This window comes from Tabrizicola sp. (assembly GCF_016792905.1).
Classification (GTDB): Bacteria; Pseudomonadota; Alphaproteobacteria; order Rhodobacterales; family Rhodobacteraceae; genus Tabrizicola.
The window spans coordinates 41423-61759 of record NZ_JAEULP010000079.1 but is presented as its reverse complement, the minus strand read 5'-3'; the positions used below and the strand labels follow the sequence as shown (position 1 = coordinate 61759).

The window sequence follows — 20337 nt, the reverse complement described above, 5'->3', positions numbered from 1 at the left end:
TACCGGACCCCCAGATGGCCTTCGGACCGTTCCTGCTTCTGGCCCTGATGGAGGGGCTTGTGACCTCTGCCACGCTTGCGCTGGCGGCGGCGGGGCTGTCGCTGGTCTTCGGCGTCATGCGGGTGGTGAACGTTGCGCATGGCGAGTTCTACATGCTTGGCGCCGTCCTTGCCTGGGCGGTCGCGGCCCTTGTTCCCGGCCCACCGGCGCTGGCTTTCCTGGCGGCGCTGGTCGTGGCGCCGCTTCTGGTGGGCGCCCTGGCCGCCGCCGCCGACGGGCTGATCCTGAAGCGGCTGAACTACGATCCCGAGGCCACAATCGTCGCAACCATCGGGCTTCTCTACATGATCCAGCAGGCGACGCTGTCGCTTTACGGGCCGAACGCCAACCCTGTGCAGGCTCCGTTCGACTGGCGCATCCAGCTGCCGTGGTTCGGCTATTCCGGCTACAAGCTGTTCGTGATCCTTGCGGCCGGCCTTGTACTGCTGGCGCTGTGGGCCTTCATGACGCGCACCAAGGCGGGCCTGATAATGCGCGCGACGCAGGTCGACCGGACCACCGCCCGCGCTTTCGGCATCAACGTCGACCGGGTCTACATGGGTACTTTCGCCCTTGGCGCAGGCCTTGCAGCGCTGGCAGGGGTGCTGATCGTGCCAATCCAGCAGGCGCACTACCTGATGGGGGGCGATCCACTCCTTCTGTCGTTCATCGTGGTGATCATCGGCGGCCTCGGCTCCCTGCGCGGCACGCTGATCGCGGCGCTGGTCATCGGCCTGTCGGACGGCGTGATCTCGATGTTCTTCACTCCCACTCTTGCAAAGATTCTAGCCACGCTGCTGGTCGCCATGGTGCTGGTCTTCCGCCCGCATGGCCTGTTCGGAGCGAAAGCGTGACGGGCGGGGGCGTGACGGGCGGGGGCGTGAAGGTCTGGGTGCTGCACCTTGCGCTGCTTGCGGTCCTGTTCAGCGCGCAGTTCTGGCTGTCGCCATATCACGCCACGAACCTGGTCCGGATCATGGTGCTGGCGGTCTTCGCCATGGGTTACAACCTTGCCTTCGGTTACACCGGGCTTCTCAGCCTCGGCCATGCGCTTCTCCTTGCCGCCGGAATGTATGCCGCGGGCCTGCCTGCCCAGCTCTGGGGCTGGAGCGCGGGGCCCGCCTTCATTGCCGGGGTCGCAGGCGGGGGCCTGATGGCGGCAGCGGTCGGCCTTCTGGCCCTGCGCACTGCGGGGGTCAGCTTCATGATCGTCACGCTGATGTTTGCCCAGGCCGGTTTCCTGACCCTTCTCTACTTCGCCCCCATCACCGGCGGGGACGACGGCTTTGCCCTGGCCAATGCCAGCCGCAGGATCTTTGGCTTCGACCTTTCGGCCGACACGCCGCGCTTCCTTGCGGCCTTTGTCATCTTCGCCCTCGGCCTTCTGGCCAGCCTCGCCCTTGTCCGCTCGCCCTTCGGTCGCAGCATGGTAGCGATGCGGGAAAACGAGGAACGCAGCCGGATGCTCGGCTACAACCCGTTTATGGTGAAGCTCGCGGCCCTTGCCTGTTCCGGCCTCTATGCCGGGGCGGCAGGCGCCGCCTATGCGCTGCTTTTTGGCTATGCCGGGGCAAGCTTCGCGACCATCCAGTATTCGATCCTGCCGATGCTCTATGTCCTTCTCGGCGGGGCGGGCACCACGCTCGGCCCCTTCCTTGGCGCGCTTGTCATGTTCGCGCTGATCGAGGCCGCATCCGGCCTGACTTCGGCCTATTTCTTCCTGGTCGGGGCCGCGCTGGTCGCGCTGGTCCTGTTTGCACCGAAGGGCATTCTGGGCACGATCCGGGAAAGGTGGGTCAGATGGCTGCCCTGATCGAAACGTGTGGCCTGACCCTGCATTTCGGCGGCCTGAAGGCGGTGGATGGCGTCGATTTCACCTTGAACTCCGGCGAAATCCACGCGCTCATCGGGCCGAACGGGGCAGGCAAGACGACCTTCGTCAGCCTCTTGTCCGGCCGCCGCCTGCCGCAGTCCGGCACGATCCTGATGGACGGTACGGACATCACGGCCCTTCCTGCGCACGTCCGGGTCCGCAAGGGCATCGCCTACACGTTCCAGATCACCTCGATCTTTCCGCGCCTGAGCGTCTTCGACAACGTGGCCCTGGCCGTGCAGGCTCGTGGGGTGGGCGATCTGGCCGGAAGGACCCGCGCCGCGCTGGCCCGTGTCGGCATGGAGGGGCTGGAGAAGCAGGAAGCGCAGACCCTGTCCTACGGCCACCAGCGGCTTCTTGAACTTACCATGGGCCTGGCCCTGCAGCCCCGCGTCCTGATCCTGGACGAGCCGACCCAGGGCCTTGCCGCCAGCGAGATCGAGGGTTTCATCCGGCTGGTCGAAGGCCTGGTTCCCGCAACGACCGTCCTTCTGATCGAGCACAACATGGAGGTGGTGATGGACCTTGCCACCCGGATCACCGTCCTGAATTTCGGCAAGGTGCTGGCAACCGGAACGCCCGCTGAAATTCGCGCCAACCCCGCCGTGCAGGAGGCCTATCTTGGCGCTTGAGGTGGCAGGCCTTATCGCCGGATACGGCCCCGTCACCGTGCTGCGCGGCGTCGATTTCCGGGCCGAACCGGGCCGGATCACCTGCCTGATGGGCCGGAACGGGGTGGGCAAGTCGACTTTCCTGAAATGCCTGATGGGCCTTGTCCCCGCCACGGAAGGCACGATCCGGCTGGATGGCACCGCGCTTGAGGGCCTGCCCGCGCATGAGGTGCCGCGACACGGCCTCGCCTATGTCCCGCAGGGCCGCCGCCTGTTCGGGCCGCTGACGGTGGCCGAGAACCTTGCCATCGGCGGGCTGGTGCAGGGCAATGATCGGGCGACGCTGGCCCATGTTCTCACCCTCTTCCCCCGCCTTGGCGAGCGTCTGAGCCAGGTCGCGCAGACGCTTTCGGGCGGCGAGCAGCAGATGCTCTCCATCGCCCGCGCGCTGTGCCTGAAGCCAAAGGTCCTGCTCCTGGACGAGCCGACCGAGGGGTTGCAGCCGTCGATGGTCAGCCTGATCCAGGATGCGATCCGGACCCTGACGGGGCAGGGCGTCGCGGTGGTGCTGGTGGAACAGCGGGTGGATGCGGTGCTGAGGCTTGCGGACAGCGTGGCCTTCATGGTTGCGGGCCGGGTGGAGGAGACGAGGGATGTCAAGGGCTTGGCGGCAGACGACCCGGTGTTCCGAAACTATGTGGGGGTGTGAATGACGGGTCTTGTGGCAGGCGTCGATGTGGGCGGCACCTTCACCGATCTGGTGGTCTTCGATCCCGCTAGTGGCGCGGTGCGGCTGGCCAAGGTGCCGACGACGCTGCCGAACCAGTCGGGCGGGGTACTGGCCGCCTTCGAGGCTGCCGGAGCGAACCTTTCCGGCATCGACCTGATCGTCCATGGCACCACAACGACCACGAATGCCGTGCTGGAGCGCCAGCTGGCGAAGACCGGGTTTGTCACCACGCTGGGCTTTCGCGACGTGCTGGAACTTGGCCGCCGCACCCGACCGCAGGCCTACGGGATGCATGGGGCCTTCACCCCGATCATCCCGCGCGACCTGCGGCTGGAGGTGCCCGAGCGGATGGATGCCCGCGGCCGGGTGGTCACGCCACTGGACGAGGGTGCGCTGCGGGCCGCCGTCCAGCGCCTGCGCGAGGCGGGCTGCGAGGCCATCGTGATCCACCTCCTGCACGCCTATGCCAACCCCGCGCACGAACTGCGGGCCGGGGAAATCGCCGCGGAGAATTGGCCCAATGATTACATCACCTTGGGGCACAAACTTCTTTCGGAATCTCGGGAGTATGAGCGGGGGGTGACGGCTGCGGTCAACGCGTCGGTCCAGCCGCTTCTGGAGCGCTATGTGGCGCGTTTGGCGGATCAGCTGGCCGCAAGGGGCTATGCGCGCGACCTTCTGGTGATGAACGGCAACGGAGGGATGGTCGCGGCGAAGGACGTGGCGAAGGAGGCGGTCAAGACGGTGATGTCGGGGCCCGCCTCGGGCGTCATGGCGGCGGTGGCGACGGGGCGCAGGGCGGGGATCACAAACCTGCTGACCTATGACATGGGGGGCACGTCGACCGATGTCGCGATGATCCGGGGCGGGGTGGCGCCGGTCTCGAACGAGATCGAGGTTGAATATGCCATGCCGATCCATGTGCCGATGGTCGATGTGCGGACAGTGGGCGCCGGGGGTGGCTCCATCGCCCGGATCGACGCGGGCGGGATGCTGCGGGTCGGGCCGGAAAGCGCGGGCTCTGACCCCGGGCCGGTCTGCTATGGACGAGGGGGGACGCGGGTCACGATCTCGGACGCGAACCTGATCCTCGGGCGGCTTCCCGCCAGCCGGTTCGGGCAGGCGGCAGAGGCGGCCTACGCGGCGATGCGGGAGCAGATCGCGGTGCCTTTGGTCCTGTCGGTGGAGGCGGCGGCGGAGGCGGTGATCCGCATTGCCAACACCCACATGGCGGGGGCGATCCGGATGGTCTCGATCTCGATGGGCGCCGATCCGCGCGACTTTGCGCTCTTCGCCTTTGGCGGGGCGGGGCCTTTGCACGCTGTAGCATTGGCGAAGGAACTGAATGTTCCCAAGGTCTTGATCCCCGCCCGCCCTGGCATCACCAACGCGCTCGGCTGCGTGGTGGCCGACCTGCGGCACGATTTCGTGCGCACCCTGAACCGACCGCTGGACAGCGTGGACATGGCCGAGGTGCACGGGGTTCTGGCCGCGCAGGAGGCCGAGGGGCGGCGGTTGATCGGGCTGGAGAAGATCGCACTGACGTCCATCCGGGCGGAGTATTCGGCGGACATGCAGTTCGTCGGCCAGACCCACCTGCTGCGGGTGACGCTGCCATCGGCGTTGCCCGATCGGGAGGATTTGCAAAGCCGGTTCGAGGCGGCCTATCACGCCCGGTTCCGGGTGGACCTGCCGACGATCCGGGCCAATCTGGTGAACCTCAATGTCTCGGTCATCGGCGAACGCCCGGCGCTGGACCTGTCGCGGCTGATCGACCCGGAGGGGCGGAAAGAGGGTGCCGAACCATCGGCGACCCGCAGGGTCTGGTTCGACGGCTGGCGAGATACTCCGGTCTACTGGCGCGATCATCTTCCCTTGAGGATCGGCCTGCAAGGGCCTGCGGTCATTGAGCAAATGGATACGACCGTTGTCGTCGACCCGGGTGCGAGAGTGACTTCGGATGCGGATGGCAACCTCATCATCGAGGTTAACAAATGATTGATCCCGTCACCCTCGCCGTGATTCAGGCGGGCCTCCAGCAGGTCTGCGACGAGATGGATATGACGTTTTCGCGTGCGGCCTTCAGTCCGGTGATCGCCGAGGCGGATGACCGATCCGACGGCATCTATTCGGCGACCGATGGCAGCCTGATCGCGCAAGGGTCGAAGGGCCTGCCGGTTTTCGTCGGCGTCATGCAGTTTTCCACAAGGACCATCCTGGAGCGCATCGCGGCGGGAGTGACGGCTCCGCCCGAGGAAGGTGACATATACATTGTTAACGACCCCTATCTCGGGGGCACGCACCTGATGGATGTGCGCTTCGCGATGCCGGTCTGGCGCGGGGGGCGGATCTTCTGCTGGCTGTCGAACACCGGGCATTGGCCGGATACCGGCGGTGCTGTGCCGGGCGGGTTCTCGGCAAGCGCCATCAGTGCGGAACAGGAGGGGTTGCGGATTCCTCCGGTAAAGCTGTTCAAGAAGGGCGTGCTGGACCCGGAGATCTATCAGATCATCTGTTCCAACATTCGCGTTTCGGAACAACGGATTGGCGACGTGAAGGCGCAGGCCTCGGCGCTCTTGGTGGGGGCGGAGCGGCTGGGGGCGCTGTTGGACCGATATGGCGATGCGACCGTGATCGAGGCCATTGCCGAAATGCGGCGGCTGGCGGCAAGGCAGATGCGGGCGATGATCGGGCTGATCCCGGAGAGGGTCTATCGCGCGACGGCCATCGTCGACAGTGACGGGGTGGTGAACGAGCCCTTGACGATTGCCCTTGCGGTGACGAAAGCAGGGGGTGGGCTGAGCTTCGATTTTTCTGGTTCTTCAAGGCCTTGCATGGGGCCGATGAACTCGGTCCGGGCGACGACGCTGTCCTCGGTCTATCTGGCGATACGGCATATCTTTCCCGACGTACCGATTTCGGCGGGGGCGTTCGAGCCACTGGAGGTGGTCGGGATCGAAGGAACCTTCCTTGACGCCCACTACCCGCGCCCGGTGTCGGGGTGCGCGGCAGAGGTCAGCCAGCGCATTGCGGAAGTCGTCTTCGCGGCGCTGGTGCAGGCGGTGCCGGGGCATGTGACGGCAGCCCCGGCGGGGACTTCGGGCAACTTCGGGCTGGGCGGGAACGACCCGGAGAAGGGGCGGGACTATGTGATGTACCAGATCTCGGGCGGGGGCTACGGCGGGTTCGCGGGGGGGGACGGGATTGCCAATGGCTGTTCGACCATCGGCATTTCCAAGGCGCCGCCGGTCGAGATCATGGAGCAGAATTTCCCTGTGATCTACAGGCGTTACGCGCTGCATGAGGGGTCAGGCGGGGCGGGGGAGCATCGGGGGGGATTTGGCCTCGACTACGAGATCGAGCTTCTGCGCGGCGAGGCGCGGGCGTCGTTCGTGATGGATCACGGGCGGGTCGGGCCGCAAGGCGCGCTGGGGGGGAAGGACGGGGCGGTGAACCGGGTGGAGGTGATCCGGGATGGCGTGGTGATGGTGCCGGAGCATCTGTCGAAGGCGCAGGACATTGCGCTGAAGCCGGGGGACCGGGTGCGGGTCAGGACGCCCGGCGGCGGGGGCTATGGCGACCCGGCGAAGCGTGACCCGGCGCTGGTGGCCGAGGATGTGCGGCTGGGGCGATACACGGCAGAAGAGGCCGCGCGGTTGTGGCCGGGGTTAAGGGAAGGTTGACGAAAAATCTTCCAGGGCTGCGCAACGGGGTGTCAGGGCCCGGGCAACCCGTTGGGAACGCTGGATTAATGGCGCCGGGTCTGCCGGAATTTCCCGTCTGGAAAGCGTCTTCCTTCCGTCTGGATTCCATCCATACGCACGGCCATACGTATCGCCGTTAACCACGCAGGACGAATCGCGAACAGCGGACGGATGGTGCGCTGTAGCGCACCCTACGGGGAGCGGGAGGTGGTCATTCTGCCGCGTGGGGCTTCGGGGTGCGGCGGGCGAGCGTCTCTTCCAGGAGCGAAATCCGGCCCTGCAAGAGTGCCACGTCGATCTGGTTGCGCGCCATGCTGTCGGCGAGGACCAACGGGTCGGGGACCTTCGGCTCCACCTCCTTCTTGCCGATGAAGCGGCCGAGCACCCAGGAGAAGAAGCGCGAGAGGTCGTCCATCGCCAGATACATCGAGGGCACGACGACAAGGCTGAGCACGGTCGAGACGATGATCCCGCCCATCACCGCGATGGCCATGGGGGCACGGAAGGCCCCACCTTCGCCGACGCCGAGCGCGGAAGGCAGCATCCCGGCGGACATGGCGATGGAGGTCATCACGATGGGCTGGGCGCGCTTGTGGCCGGCCTCGACCACGGCCTCGATCCGGGACATGCCGCGGTCGCGCATCTCGATCGCGAAGTCGATCAGGAGGATCGCGTTCTTCGCCACGATCCCCATCAGCATCAGGATGCCGATCAGCACGGGCATGGAGAGCGGGTTCTGCGTGACGATCAGGGCCGTCGCTACCCCGCCGACCGAGAGGAGCAGCGAGAAGATGATGGTGATCGGTTGCAGGACCGAATGGAAGAGGAGGATCAGCACGAACATCATCAGAAGGACGCCCAGGATCATCGCGTTCTGGAAGCTGACCAGAAGTTCGGCCTGCACCTCGGCATCGCCCGAGGGCGCGACCTTGACGGTGGCGGGAAGGTGCAGCGTCGGCAGAATCTCGTTGAAGCGGGCAGTGACCTGATCCAGCACCTTGCCGGGGGCAATGTCCGCGCCAAGCGTGGCAACACGCTGACGCGAGAGGCGCTTGACGACCGAAGGACCCTCGCCGACCTCGACCGTGGCGACGGCAGAGAGCGGGACGGGACCGGCGGTGGTCATCACCTTCAGGGCGGCGATGCGGGCGAGGTCGTCGCGGGAGACCTCGTCCAGCTGCACGCGGATCGGGACCAGGCGGTTGTCGATGGACAGCTTGCCGAGCGCCGCCGACACATCGCCGATGGTGGCGACGCGGACGACCGTGGCGATCTGCTGCACGGTGACGCCCAGCCGCGCGGCCTCGTCCGCCTTGGGGGTGATCTGGATTTCCGGGCGCGGCAGGGCGGCCTCGGTCGAGGGGTTGAGGAACATCGGCTCGTCGCGCAGCGCCTCCTCGATCTTGCGGACGGCGGTGTCGAGAGCCTGCTCATCCGTCGAGAGGATGTCATAGGCGAAGGGGCGCGAGCCGCCGCCGCCCATGGTGGAGACCTTGAAGGCGCGCACGTCGGGGACGGCTTTCAGCGCCTGGAAGACATCGGCCTCGATTTCCACCTGGGGCCGCAGGCGGCCTTCGGAGGGGATTTCCGGGATCAGGTTGCCGACAAGGGGCAGGGCGCGGCCAAGGTCGATCAGCTTGCGTTCGAGGCCGTTGTCCAGCCGGTCGAGGATGATGGTGAAGGTGGCACGGCGGATGTCGCGGTCGCCAAGGGGGGTCGAGCCGCCGATGACGAGGACGGAGTCCACCCCGTCGATGTCCTTGACAACCTCGCGCATCGCGTCGGTGGTGGCGGCGGTATCGTCGAGGGTGGAGCCGGGGGGCAGTTCGACGGAAACGACGATGCGGCTTTCGTCTTCCGGCGGGAAGAGGCTGCCGGGCACTTGCAGCATGGCGATGACCGAGATGATCACCACGATCACGGCGACGACGAGGGTGATGTAGTAGGTGGGAAGGGCGATCCGGGGGTGTTTCTTCCAGCGGCGGACCTTGGTCGTGGATTTCACCACCCGCATGTAGGCACGCATGAAGGCGCCATCGGCGTGGCCCTCTTCATGACCGACCGCATCCTTGGCGCGCATGAAATAGGCCGCCATCATCGGGGTGATCAGGCGCGCGACGAGAAGCGAGAAGAAGACGGCGATGGCCACGGTCAGGCCGAACTGGCGGAAGTACTGGCCGGGGATGCCGGGCATGAACGACACGGGGACGAAGACCGCGATGATGGTCGAGGTGGTGGCGATGACGGCCAGGCCGATCTCGTCCGCGGCCTCGATCGCCGCGCGGTAGGGGGTTTTCCCCATGCGGATGTGGCGGGCGATGTTCTCGATTTCCACGATGGCGTCGTCGACGAGGATGCCGGTGGCGAGCGTCAGGGCCAGGAAGCTGACGAGGTTCAGCGAGAAGCCGAGCTGCGACATGAGCCAGAAGGTCGGGATCGCCGAGAGGGGAAGGGCCACGGCGGAAATCAGCGTGGCGCGCCAGTTCCTGAGGAAGGCGAGGACGACGAGGATCGCCAGAAGCCCGCCTTCGAGGAGCGTGTGGAGCGCGGATTCGTAGTTGCCGTAGGTGTAGAAGACGGAATCGTCGACCATGGTGATGGAGACGTTCGGGTTCTGCTGGCGCAGTTCCTCGACCACCTGGTTGGTGACTTCGGCGACTGAAACCTCTGATGCGCCCTTGGAACGGAACACGAGGAAGGAAACCGAGGCCTCGCCGTCGATGCGCGCGAAGCTTTTCAGCTCCTCATAGCTGTCGATGACCTGGCCGAGGTCGGTCAGCTTGACGAACCGGCCCGAGGGCAGGGCGATGGTGGTGTTGGCAAGGCTGTCGACGGTGCCCTGGTCGCCAAGTGTACGGATGACCTGCTCGCCGGTGCCAAGCTTGACCTTGCCGGCGCCAAGGTTGGTGTTGGTAGCGGCGATCTGGGCGCTGATGGCTTGTGCGGTGACGCCGTAGCTGTCCAGTTTCACCGGGTCGAGTTCGACGCGGATTTCGCGGTCGGCCCCGCCGATGCGGGTGACGCGACCGATACCGGGCTTGCCTTGCAGGGCGCGGGTGACGGTGTCGTCGACGAACCAGCTGATCTCCTCCATCGTCATGTCGGGGGCGTGGACCGCGAAGGTCATGATCGCCTGGCCCTCGACGTCGATGCGGGTGACGATGGGGGATTCGATCCCGCCCGGCAGGTCGCCGCGGATCTGGTCGACGGCGTCCTTCACGTCCTGCACCGCCTTGTCGGTCGGCACTTCCATGCGGAATTCGATCACGGTGGTCGAAAGCCCATCGGTGACGGTCGAGGTCACGCGCTTGGCGCCGGTCAGGCCCGCGACGGCATCCTCGATTTCCTTGGTGACCTGGCTTTCCATTTCCGCAGGCGCCGCCCCGGACTGGGCCACGGAGACGGCGACGAGGGGGACGTCGATGTTCGGGAAACGGGTGATCGGCAGGGCGTTGAAGCTTTGCCAGCCGAGAATCAGCAGCAGGAAGAAGGCCAGAAGGGGGGCGACGGGGTTGCGGATCGACCAGGCGGAGAAGTTCATGCGCAGGCCCCTCAGTTCGTGGCTGCAGGGACCGGGTTGATCCGGTCGCCAGTGCGGACGAAGGCCCCGGCCTTGGTGACGACGGTGTCGCCTGCGGTCAGGCCCTCGGTGATCTCGACCAGCCCGCCGTCACGGATGCCGGTCTTGACCGTGACCCGTTCCACCACGCCGTCCTTCACGCGCATCACCGTGCTGCCCTCGGGCGAGGCGCCGATGGCGGTGACGGGGACAGCAAGGCCGTCGCGCTCGGCGGCGATGATCTCGGCCTCGACGAACATGCCGGTGCGGAGCGTGTCGCCTGCTTCGACGCTGATCCGGGCGCGGCCAAGGCGGGTGACGGGGTCAATGGCAGGCTCGACCAGGCGGACGGTGCCGGTAAGCGCCTCGGTCATGCCCACGGCGCGCAGATGCGCGGTCTGGCCGGGGGCGAGGCGGAGGAGGTCGATTTCCGCCACATCGGCGCGGAGTTCCAGCGCGGCGTCGCGGGTGATCACGAACATCGGTTGCCCGGCAGCGGTGGCGATGGCCCCGATCTTGGCGTTGCGCGCCACGATCCGGCCCGCGACGGGGGACTTCACCTCGGTGCGGTTGAGCATCAGGTCGACGTTTTCCAGCCGCGCCTCGGCAAGCGCCAGCTGCGCGCGGGCGGATTCCAGGCCCTGCGTGGCGACCATGACGCGCGCGTTGGCGGCGATTGCGTTGGCGTTCGCGGTATCCCAGGTCGCCTGCGGGGCGGTGCCGCTGGCGCGGAGCTTGGTCGTGCGGTCGACGACGCGGGCGGCCTCGGCAGCGGCGGCCTCGGCCTCGACCTTCTGTGCCTCGGCCTGGGCGATGGTCGAGCGCGCGGCGGCGAGCGAGGCGACGGCCTCGGTCTTCTGCAATTCCAGGGTGGATTTCGACAGGACGGCGAGAACCTGACCTTCGGCCACCATGTCGCCCACGTCGACCAGAAGCCGGTCCAGCGGCTGGCCCTCGACCAGGGGCGCGACCTGCACCTCCTCGACGGCAGAAATCAGGCCGGAGGCGATGATCCGGTCGGTCAGGGTCTGGGGCGTGACCGAGCTGACGGTGATCGCGGGCAGTGCCGGGGCGGCGGGTGCGCTTTCGGCGGCTGCGGCCTCTTGCGCCCGGGCGGGCAGCAGGGGGGCAAGGGCAAGAAGGGCGGCAAGAGCAAGGGTCGGGCGCATGGGTCTCAGCCTTCTGCTTTGTCGTTGGATATCTCGGACAGGACGCGGTCCACGACCGCCACCACCTGCGCCGACAGCGCGGGGCTAGCGGGGCCGCACTGGCACGTGCGCATGGCCATGGCCTTGACCAGCATCACCAGCATCTGCGCCTGGCCTTCGTAGCGCTGGCGCGCCTCGGCCTCGCTGCGGCGGGTGACTGCGGCGAAGATCGCGATCAGGAAGGCGATGATCGTGCCTTCCATCATTGCCGCCGCCTCGCGGATGTCTGGCTTGCGGATCGCGGCGGCGGTGATTTCGGCCCAAAGCTGGCCGTCGGCCTCTTCCTTGCCGTCGAAGTGGCCGAGGATGTGGTCGCGCAGGCAGAGCATCGGGTCGGGGGCGTTCTGGACATCGGCAAATTCGGCCTGGATCTCGGACAGGTCGTAGCCGCACATCGCTTTCACGATCTCGGACTTCGAGGGGAAGTAGCGGTAGAAGTTGCCGACACTCATCCCGGCGGCGCGGGCAAGGTCCTGCATCGAGGCGCCGTCGAAGCCCTTCTCGGCGAAGGCCTGCCGGATCGAGGCAAGGATTTCGTGGCTGCGCGCATCGGCTTGGCTGGGATGGGGGGCGAGGGACATGAGGCCAGTCTTGGGAATGAACGTTCATTCACGCAAATAGGCGACCTCACGAAAACGTCAAGCAGAATGATGCGGGTCATGGCGTCCGGCTTGGCTTTTCGGGCGATTTGGCCCAAAGGAGCGGCAGAGCAGGGGGCGCGTGCATGGCGACGGGCATCAATTTCACGGTGGGCGCGACGGATGGCGCGGCGCGGACCGGGGTGATTTCCACGCCACGGGGAGAGATTCGCACACCGGCTTTCATGCCGGTGGGCACCGCCGGAACGGTGAAGGCGATGCTGCCGGAAAGCGTGGCGGCGACGGGGGCGGACATCCTTCTGGGCAACACCTATCACCTGATGCTGCGGCCCACGGCGGAGCGGGTGGCGGCCTTGGGCGGCTTGCACCGCTTCATGAACTGGGAAAAGCCGATCCTGACCGACTCGGGCGGGTTCCAGGTGATGTCGCTGGGGCCCTTGCGGAAGCTGACGGAGGAGGGGGTGCGGTTTTCCTCGCATCTCGACGGGTCGAAGCACATGCTGACGCCGGAGCGCAGCATGGAGATCCAGCGGCTTCTGGGGTCGGACATCGTGATGTGCTTCGACGAATGCCCGGCCTTGCCTGCCGACGAAGCCACCGTGGCGAAATCCATGCGCCTGTCGATGCGCTGGGCGCAGCGGTCGCGGGATGCCTTCGGCGACCGGCCGGGCCATGCGTTGTTCGGGATCATGCAGGGTGGCGTGACGCGCGAGCTGCGCGAGGAATCTGCCGAGGCGCTGCAGCGGATCGGCTTCGACGGCTATGCTATCGGCGGGCTGGCGGTGGGGGAGGGGCAGGAGGCGATGTTCTCGGTCCTTGACTATGCGCCGGGCTTTCTGCCCGCGGACAGGCCCCGCTACCTGATGGGGGTCGGCAAGCCCGACGACATCGTGGGCGCGGTGGAACGCGGGATCGACATGATGGACTGTGTGCTGCCGTCCCGCTCGGGCCGCACCGGGCAGGCCTGGACGGCGCGGGGGCAGGTGAACCTGCGCAACGCCCGGCACAAGGACGACCCGCGTCCGCTGGAGGAAGGGTGCCAGTGCCCCGCCTGCCGGAGCTACTCCCGTGCCTATCTGCACCATGTCGTGAAGGCGGACGAGATCATCGGGTCGATGCTGCTGACCTGGCACAACCTGCACTATTATCAGCTGCTGATGCAGGGCCTGCGCGAGGCGATTGAGGCGGGAGGGCTGGCCGGGTTCGTGGCCGGGTTCCATGCGCGGCGGGCCGAGGGGGATGTGGAGCCGGTGTGACTGCGGGCTCAAGCACCAGACCTTTTCCCACCTTGCACGCACCCGCACGAGGGTTCATTCTGCCGAACCAAACCGGAACTTGAATCCCCGGCTCGGGGACCACAAGTTAACACATCTGAAGGCGGAGCGGGCAGGGTTGCCGATGGTCGGGACCCCGTATCGCTGCCGCGAATGAAGGTAGACACATGAGCACCCAAAGCTATCCGGTCCTGCCCTTGCGCGACATCGTGGTGTTTCCCCACATGATCGTGCCGCTTTTCGTCGGGCGCGAGAAATCGGTCCGCGCGCTGGAAGAGGTGATGCAGGACGATAAGCAGATCCTACTGTCCGCGCAGAAGGACCCGACGGCCGATGACCCGGATGCGGATGGCATCTTCCGCACTGGAGTTCTGGCCAACGTGTTGCAGCTTCTGAAGCTGCCCGACGGCACCGTGAAAGTGCTGGTCGAAGGCAAGGCGCGGGTGAAGATCACCGGCTTTGTCGAGAACCCGGCCTTCTTCGAGGCCAGCGCCGAAGTCCTGGACGAGACCGAAGGCGACCAGACCGCCGTCGAGGCGCTGGTCCGCGCGGTGGGCGAGGAATTCGAGCGCTATTCGAAAGTGAAGAAGAACATCCCCGAGGAGGCGCTGGCCGCCGTCTCGGACACCCGCGAACCCGCGCGTCTGGCCGATCTGGTGGCCGGACATCTGGGCGTCGAGGTGGGCCAGAAGCAGGCGATCCTCGAAACGCTCGACGTCGCCGAGCGGCTGGAGAAGGTCTATGGCCACATGCAGGGGGAATTGTCCGTCCTGCAGGTGGAGAAGAAGATCAAGTCGCGGGTGAAGACCCAGATGGAGAAGACCCAGCGCGAGTACTACCTGAACGAGCAGATGAAGGCCATTCAGAAGGAACTCGGCGACGGCGAGGACGGCCAGAACGAGGTTGCCGAGCTGGAGGCCCGCATCGCCAAGACCGCGCTCTCCAAGGAAGCGCGCGAGAAGGCGGATGCCGAGGTCAAGAAGCTGAAGTCGATGTCGCCGATGTCGGCGGAAGCGACCGTGGTGCGCAACTACCTCGACTGGCTCCTGGGCGTGCCCTGGGGCGTCAAGTCGCGCCTGAAGAAGGATCTGCCCGCCGCGCAGAAGGTGCTGGATACAGATCACTTCGGTCTGGAAAAGGTCAAGGAACGCATCGTCGAATACCTGGCGGTGCAGGCGCGGTCGACCAAGCTGAAGGGGCCGATCCTGTGCCTTGTCGGGCCTCCGGGCGTGGGCAAGACCTCGCTTGGCCGGTCGGTCGCCAAGGCCACGGGACGCGAGTTCATCCGCATCTCGCTGGGCGGCGTGCGGGATGAATCCGAGATCCGCGGCCATCGGCGGACCTATATCGGCTCGATGCCCGGCAAGATCATCCAGTCGCTGAAGAAAGCCAAGACCACCAACCCGCTGATCCTGCTGGATGAGATCGACAAGATGGGCCAGGACTTCCGGGGCGACCCGGCCTCGGCCCTGCTGGAGGTGCTGGACCCCGAACAGAACAACACCTTCATCGACCACTATATGGAGGTGGAGTACGACCTGTCGAACGTGATGTTCATCACCACGGCGAACTCGTACAACATGCCGGGGCCGCTGATGGACCGGATGGAGATCATCCCGCTTGCGGGCTACACCGAGGATGAAAAGCGCGAGATTGCCAAACAGCACCTCCTGCCGAAGCAGATCGCGGCCAACGGGCTGAAGAAGGGCGAATTCAGCGTCAGCGACGACGCGCTGAACCACGTCATCCGCTACTACACCCGGGAAGCGGGCGTGCGGAACGTGGAGCGCGAGATCGCCAAGCTGGCCCGCAAGGCCGTGACCGACATCCTGAAGGGCAAGACCAGACGGGTGGAGGTCGACCCGGCGAAGGTCGAAGAATACCTGGGCGTCCAGCGCTACCGCTATGGCCTGGCCGAGAAGGAAGACCAGGTCGGCGTGGTGACGGGTCTTGCCTGGACCAGCGTCGGCGGCGATCTCTTGCAGATCGAAGCGCTGAAGCTGCCGGGCAAGGGTCGGATGAAGACGACCGGGAAACTGGGCGAGGTGATGAAGGAATCGATCGACGCGGCGGCATCTTATGTCCGTTCGGTCAGCCCCCAGATCGGGGTGAAGCCGCCGAAGTTCGACGCGATCGACATCCACGTCCACGTCCCGGACGGTGCGACGCCCAAGGACGGGCCCTCGGCGGGTCTGGCGATGGTGACCTCCATCGTTTCGGTCCTGACCGGGATTCCGGTTCGGAAGGACATCGCCATGACCGGCGAAGTCAGCTTGCGCGGGAACGCCATGCCGATCGGCGGGCTGAAGGAGAAACTGCTCGCCGCGCTGCGCGGCGGGATCAAGACGGTGTTCATCCCGGAGGAAAACGCCAAGGACCTGGCGGAGATCCCGGAGAACGTGAAGACCGGCCTGAAGATCATCCCGGTGAGCCATGTCCGCGAGGTCCTGGCCCAGGCGCTGGTGCGCCAGCCCGAGCCGGTGGAATGGGACGAGGCGGCGGAAGAGGCGGCCGCGGCGGCACGGGCGGCGGCGGTGGTGCCGCCGGTGCAGACCGCGCACTGATCCCGCGCAAATGACAGGCGAAGGCGCGCCCCCGTTGGGCGCGCCTTTTGCATTCGTGCCCGAATTGGCTGGCCCTGCCGGAAAAGGCGCTTTATCGTCCCGCCCCGAACGAACCCGAAGGACAGTCAGGCACCATGGCCCCCCGCACACCGAAAGACGCCGAGAAGAAGCCCGCCAGGGCAGCCAAGCCGGGCAAGAAGAAGCCCGTCGCCGAAGCTGCACCGAAACCTGCGCCGACGCTGGTCGGGTCTCCCGAGACGGCGGAAAAGGTTGCGGCCATGAAGCTGAAGGACCTGATTGAAGGCGTCGCGGCCGCGACGGGGGGCAAGAAGCCCGAGGTCAAGGCCGTGGTAGCGGCGACTCTTGCGGCCATGGGCGAGGCGCTGGCCGCCGGCAAGGCGCTGGCTCTGCCGCCCTTGGGCAAGCTGCGTGTCGTCAAGGCCAAGGGCCCGTCACTGACCCTGAAGCTGCGCCGCGCCGAGGCCGCGAGCGCAGCCGCATTGGCTCTTGCGGACGACGGCGAGGATAGCTAGAAGACCGCGCATCGGGCGATTAGCTCAGCGGTAGAGCGCTTCGTTCACATCGAAGATGTCAGCGGTTCAAATCCGTTATCGCCCACCATCATTCCCCAAAGGCGCGCCTGACCGGCGCGCCTTTGTGATTGCTGGGCAGCGGTTGTCGGGGCTTGTCAGGCCGGGCCCGGCGGGTTAGGCACCGGAGGGGGGCGGTTAGCTCAGTTGGTAGAGCGTCTCGCTTACACCGAGAATGTCGGGGGTTCGAGCCCCTCACCGCCCACCATTTTCCGACCTGACCGCGACGGAAGACGGCGGCTGCGACGTATGATCGGAGGCTTGGCGATCCGGTGACGCGGCATCGCGCCCGGAAGATGCGGCCCGAACAAGGAAACTGGACGATGGCGAATGCGGCGGAGGACATGGCCCGGATCCTGGCCAAGGGTCGCAGGCCCCGGCGTCGCTGGCTGTGGATCGGGCTGGCGCTGCTCGTGCTGGGGGGCGCGGGAACCTGGATCTGGACCGGTGTGATTCTGAAAACCGCCGATGTTCGCTATGAAACCGAGGCCGTCAGCCGGGGCCGGCTGGTCGTGACCGTCACCGCAACGGGGTCGGTCCAGCCGACGACGCAGGTCGACGTGTCCTCGGAACTTTCCGGCGCGTTGGCAGAGGTCCTGGTCGGCTTCAACGACCGGGTCGAGGTCGGTCAGGTGCTGGCCCGGCTGGACGACAGCAAGCTTGCTGACCAGGTCCTGACGGCCACCGCCCAGTTGCAGGCGGCAAGGGCCAGCCTTGCCCAGGCCGAAGCGGCAGCCCGAGAGGCTGAGGTTACCTATGAATCGCAGAGCGAGCTGGACAAACGCGGGCAAAGCACGCGACTGAAGATGATCGCGGCCGAGGTCTCGCGCGACAAGGCCCAGGCGGTGGTGGACGGCGCGAAAGCCTCGGTCGCACTGGCCGAGGCGGGGCTTTCCGCAGCCGAGACCGACATGGGCAAGACCACGATCCGCTCGCCGGTCTCTGGCGTGGTGCTGAACCGCACGGCCGAGCCGGGGCAGATCGTCGCCGCCTCGCTGAATGCGCCGGTGCTGTTCACGCTGGCCGAGGATCTGGCGCGGATGGAATTGCGGGTCGATGTCGACGAGGCCGACATCGGCCGGGTCGCCGTGGGCAACGCGGCCACGTTCACCGTGGACGCCTATCCGGGCCGAAGTTTCCCCGCCCAGATCACCACGGTCCGCTATGCCCCCGAGACGACGGACGGCGTCGTGACCTACAAGGCCATCCTGTCGGTCGACAACAGCGAGGGCCTGCTGCGCCCCGGTATGACTGCGACCGCGACCATTGCCGTGACCGTCGTCGAGGACACGATGCGGGTGCCAAGCGCTGCGTTGCGGTTCGAGCCGCCGCAAACGGCTGAAAGTGGCGATAGCCGCGGCGGCAGCGGGCTGATCGGGATGATCATGCCGCGCCGCCCCTCGGCCGCGTCGAGCGAGGCCAAGGCGACGGATGCGCCGACCGTCTGGGTCCTGCGCGACGGTGTCGCGACGGAAGTGGAGGTCGAGGCCGGCGCGAGCGACGGCAAGCTGACGGCGGTCCGCTCGGATGACCTGGCCGAGGGCGACCTGGTGATCATCGACCAGACCACGGGCGGTTGAGATGGCGACCCCGGCCGATCCACCCCTGATCGAGCTGGCCGATGTCAGCCGGGTGTATGGCTCGGGCGAGACAGAAGTGCGTGCGCTCGACCATGTGAACCTGACGATCCGGCAGGGCGAGTTCGTCGCGATCATGGGCCCGTCGGGGTCGGGCAAGTCGACCGCGATGAACACGATCGGGCTTCTTGACCGGCCAAGTTCGGGCCGGTTCCTGTTCAATGGCCTGGAGGTGCAGGAGCTGGATCGTGACCAGCGCGCGCTGTTACGTCGGCATTATCTTGGCTTCGTCTTCCAGGGCTTCAACCTTCTGCCCCGGACCTCGGCGCTGGAAAACGTCGAGCTGCCACTGATCTACAAGGGCATGCCGCGCGCCCAGCGGATCGGGCGCGCCCGCGCGGCGCTGCACAAGGTGGGCCTTGACGGGCGCGAAGACCATGACGCCTCGCAACTGTCGGGTGGCCAGCAGCAGCGCGTTGCCATTGCCCGGGCGCTGGTCGGCAACCCGATGGTGATCCTGGCGGACGAGCCGACCGGCAACCTCGACAGCCACCGCAGCCACGAGATCATGCGGCTTCTGCGGTCCCTGAACCGCGAGGACGGGATCACCATCGTCATGGTCACGCACGAGGATGACATCGCCGCCTATGCCGACCGGCTGATCGTCTTTACCGATGGCAAGGTGGCCAGCGATGGTCCGGTGCCGGAAAGGGCAAGCGCATGATCTGGGAAACCGTGCGCCTGGCGCTTCTGGCGCTTCGTCGCAACAAGCTGCGGTCGGGGTTGACCATGCTGGGCATCGTCATCGGGGTGGCCGCGGTCATCGCCATGGTGACGGTGGGACAGGGCTCTTCGCGGTCGGTGACGCAAAGTGTGGCGAGCCTCGGGACCAACGTCCTGTCCGTTCGCCCCGACCGCGGTCCTGGTCCCGGCGGCGGGCAGACCCTGCGTCCCTTCACCCTGCGCGACGCCGAGGCGCTGGCCGACCTGCCGGTGATAGCCGGCATCTCGCCGACGGTCAGCAGCACGCAGACCGTGGTGGCGGGTGGGCAGAACCTGTCGACCACGATCACCGGGGCGACCTCGGGCTATCTGGTCGTTGGCAACTGGACGCTGCTGCGCGGGCGGACCTTCAGCGCATCCGAGGATCGTTCCGGCACCGCAGTCTGCATCATCGGCGAGACGGTGCGTCAGGCGCTCTTCGGCAATTCGGACCCGACCGGCCAGCAGATGCGGGCGGGCAACGTCACCTGCGAGGTTATCGGGCTTTTGCAGGCCAAGGGGGCCGGCAGCTTCGGGCAGGATCAGGATGACATCGTGCTGATGCCGATCCGCACTGTGCAGCGGCGGTTCCTTGGCACCGACAATGTCAGCTCCATCTCGGTGGCACTGGCCTCGGGCGTGTCGGGTGCGCGTGGCATCCGCGAAATCCAGACCCTGATGCGCGAACGGCGCCGGATCGCGGTGGGCGAGGAGGACGATTTCAGCGTCATGGACATGGCGCAGCTCGCCTCGATCCTGACCGGCATCAACTCGGTCCTGACGGGGATGCTGTCATCGGTCGCCGCCGTCAGCCTTCTGGTCGGCGGGATTGGCATCATGAACATCATGCTGGTCTCGGTCACGGAACGCACCCGCGAGATCGGCATCCGGCTGGCGGTCGGGGCCGAAGGGCGGCAGGTGCTGACGCAATTCCTGGTCGAGGCGGTGGTCCTGTCGCTGGTCGGCGGGATCATCGGCGTGGCGGTGGGCCTTCTCCTGGCCTTCGTGGCCTCGTTCTTCATGGCAATCCCCTTCGCGCCGCAGACCTACGTCGTGGTGCTGGCCTTCGGCTTCTCGGCGCTGATCGGCGTGATCTTCGGCTACTTCCCGGCCCGGAAAGCGGCTTCGCTTGATCCAATCGTTGCCCTGCGGCACGAATGACCGAAATTGACGTCGCTGCGCAGCAAGCCGCAGCACTCTGGTCGCGCAACCGCATGGCAAACGTTGGATGATTTCGACGAAAGCAT

At 66.6% G+C, this 20337-nt stretch carries 15 protein-coding genes and 2 tRNA genes; 14 read left to right on the top strand and 3 right to left on the bottom strand.

What is annotated here, in order from left to right; translation table 11 throughout:
• Positions 1 to 14 precede the first annotated feature (14 nt).
• The 6 genes from JNL31_RS16800 to JNL31_RS16775 are packed head-to-tail and all read left to right on the top strand — an operon-like array spanning position 15 to position 6936.
• Positions 15 to 893: a branched-chain amino acid ABC transporter permease gene (locus tag JNL31_RS16800; RefSeq protein WP_294975738.1), complete on the top strand. Its 879-nt coding sequence runs from the start codon at positions 15 to 17 to the stop codon at positions 891 to 893.
• A 26-nt stretch (positions 894 to 919) separates the two neighbouring features.
• A complete protein-coding gene (locus tag JNL31_RS16795) occupies positions 920 to 1852 on the top strand; it encodes a branched-chain amino acid ABC transporter permease (RefSeq protein WP_294975774.1) in 933 nt (310 codons plus the stop codon).
• Entirely contained in the window at positions 1840 to 2544 is a 705-nt protein-coding gene (locus JNL31_RS16790) for an ABC transporter ATP-binding protein (protein ID WP_294975736.1), read from the top strand. The genes JNL31_RS16795 and JNL31_RS16790 overlap by 13 nt, the downstream gene beginning before the upstream one ends.
• Positions 2534 to 3232: an ABC transporter ATP-binding protein gene (locus JNL31_RS16785; RefSeq protein ID WP_294975733.1), complete on the top strand. Its 699-nt coding sequence runs from the start codon at positions 2534 to 2536 to the stop codon at positions 3230 to 3232. The genes JNL31_RS16790 and JNL31_RS16785 overlap by 11 nt, the downstream gene beginning before the upstream one ends.
• Positions 3233 to 5251: a hydantoinase/oxoprolinase family protein gene (locus JNL31_RS16780; protein WP_294975730.1), complete on the top strand. Its 2019-nt coding sequence runs from the start codon at positions 3233 to 3235 to the stop codon at positions 5249 to 5251.
• Positions 5248 to 6936, top strand: coding sequence for a hydantoinase B/oxoprolinase family protein (locus JNL31_RS16775; RefSeq protein ID WP_294975728.1), 1689 nt, complete (start codon positions 5248 to 5250; stop codon positions 6934 to 6936). The genes JNL31_RS16780 and JNL31_RS16775 overlap by 4 nt, the downstream gene beginning before the upstream one ends.
• Before the next feature lie 232 nt (positions 6937 to 7168).
• Here JNL31_RS16775 and JNL31_RS16770 read toward each other — a convergent pair whose 3' ends face one another.
• The 3 genes from JNL31_RS16770 to JNL31_RS16760 are packed head-to-tail and all read right to left on the bottom strand — an operon-like array spanning position 7169 to position 12305.
• Positions 7169 to 10498, bottom strand: a complete 3330-nt coding sequence (locus tag JNL31_RS16770; RefSeq protein WP_294975725.1) for an efflux RND transporter permease subunit — start codon at positions 10496 to 10498, stop codon at positions 7169 to 7171.
• Positions 10499 to 10509: 11 nt separating this feature from the next.
• Positions 10510 to 11685 carry an efflux RND transporter periplasmic adaptor subunit gene (locus tag JNL31_RS16765; RefSeq protein WP_294975722.1) on the bottom strand — a complete coding sequence of 392 codons (1176 nt, stop codon included), beginning with the start codon at positions 11683 to 11685 and terminating at the stop codon, positions 10510 to 10512.
• 5 nt (positions 11686 to 11690) lie between these two features.
• Positions 11691 to 12305: a TetR/AcrR family transcriptional regulator gene (locus JNL31_RS16760; protein ID WP_294975719.1), complete on the bottom strand. Its 615-nt coding sequence runs from the start codon at positions 12303 to 12305 to the stop codon at positions 11691 to 11693.
• A gap of 143 nt (positions 12306 to 12448) precedes the next feature.
• Between JNL31_RS16760 and tgt the strand changes: the two genes are divergently transcribed.
• The 8 genes from tgt (at position 12449) to JNL31_RS16720 (ending at position 20251) form a co-directional block, all read left to right on the top strand.
• Positions 12449 to 13579, top strand: a complete 1131-nt coding sequence (tgt, locus tag JNL31_RS16755; protein ID WP_294975716.1) for a tRNA guanosine(34) transglycosylase Tgt — start codon at positions 12449 to 12451, stop codon at positions 13577 to 13579.
• Positions 13580 to 13764: 185 nt separating this feature from the next.
• Positions 13765 to 16161, top strand: coding sequence for an endopeptidase La (gene lon / locus JNL31_RS16750; protein ID WP_294975714.1), 2397 nt, complete (start codon positions 13765 to 13767; stop codon positions 16159 to 16161).
• Between the two features lie 134 nt (positions 16162 to 16295).
• Complete coding sequence (locus JNL31_RS16745) at positions 16296 to 16694, top strand: HU family DNA-binding protein (protein ID WP_294975711.1); 399 nt, start codon at positions 16296 to 16298, stop codon at positions 16692 to 16694.
• Positions 16695 to 16707: 13 nt separating this feature from the next.
• Positions 16708 to 16782: transfer RNA gene (locus tag JNL31_RS16740), tRNA-Val, on the top strand.
• Positions 16783 to 16883: 101 nt separating this feature from the next.
• Positions 16884 to 16959 (top strand) — tRNA-Val (locus JNL31_RS16735).
• Between the two features lie 88 nt (positions 16960 to 17047).
• Positions 17048 to 18331 carry an efflux RND transporter periplasmic adaptor subunit gene (locus JNL31_RS16730; protein WP_294975709.1) on the top strand — a complete coding sequence of 428 codons (1284 nt, stop codon included), beginning with the start codon at positions 17048 to 17050 and terminating at the stop codon, positions 18329 to 18331.
• Between the two features lies 1 nt (position 18332).
• Positions 18333 to 19052 (top strand): ABC transporter ATP-binding protein, encoded by a 720-nt coding sequence (locus JNL31_RS16725; protein WP_294975707.1) that lies wholly within the window; start codon positions 18333 to 18335, stop codon positions 19050 to 19052.
• Positions 19049 to 20251 (top strand): ABC transporter permease, encoded by a 1203-nt coding sequence (locus JNL31_RS16720; RefSeq protein ID WP_294975704.1) that lies wholly within the window; start codon positions 19049 to 19051, stop codon positions 20249 to 20251. Before JNL31_RS16725 ends, JNL31_RS16720 begins: the two co-directional genes overlap by 4 nt.
• The last annotated feature ends 86 nt before the right edge of the window (positions 20252 to 20337 follow it).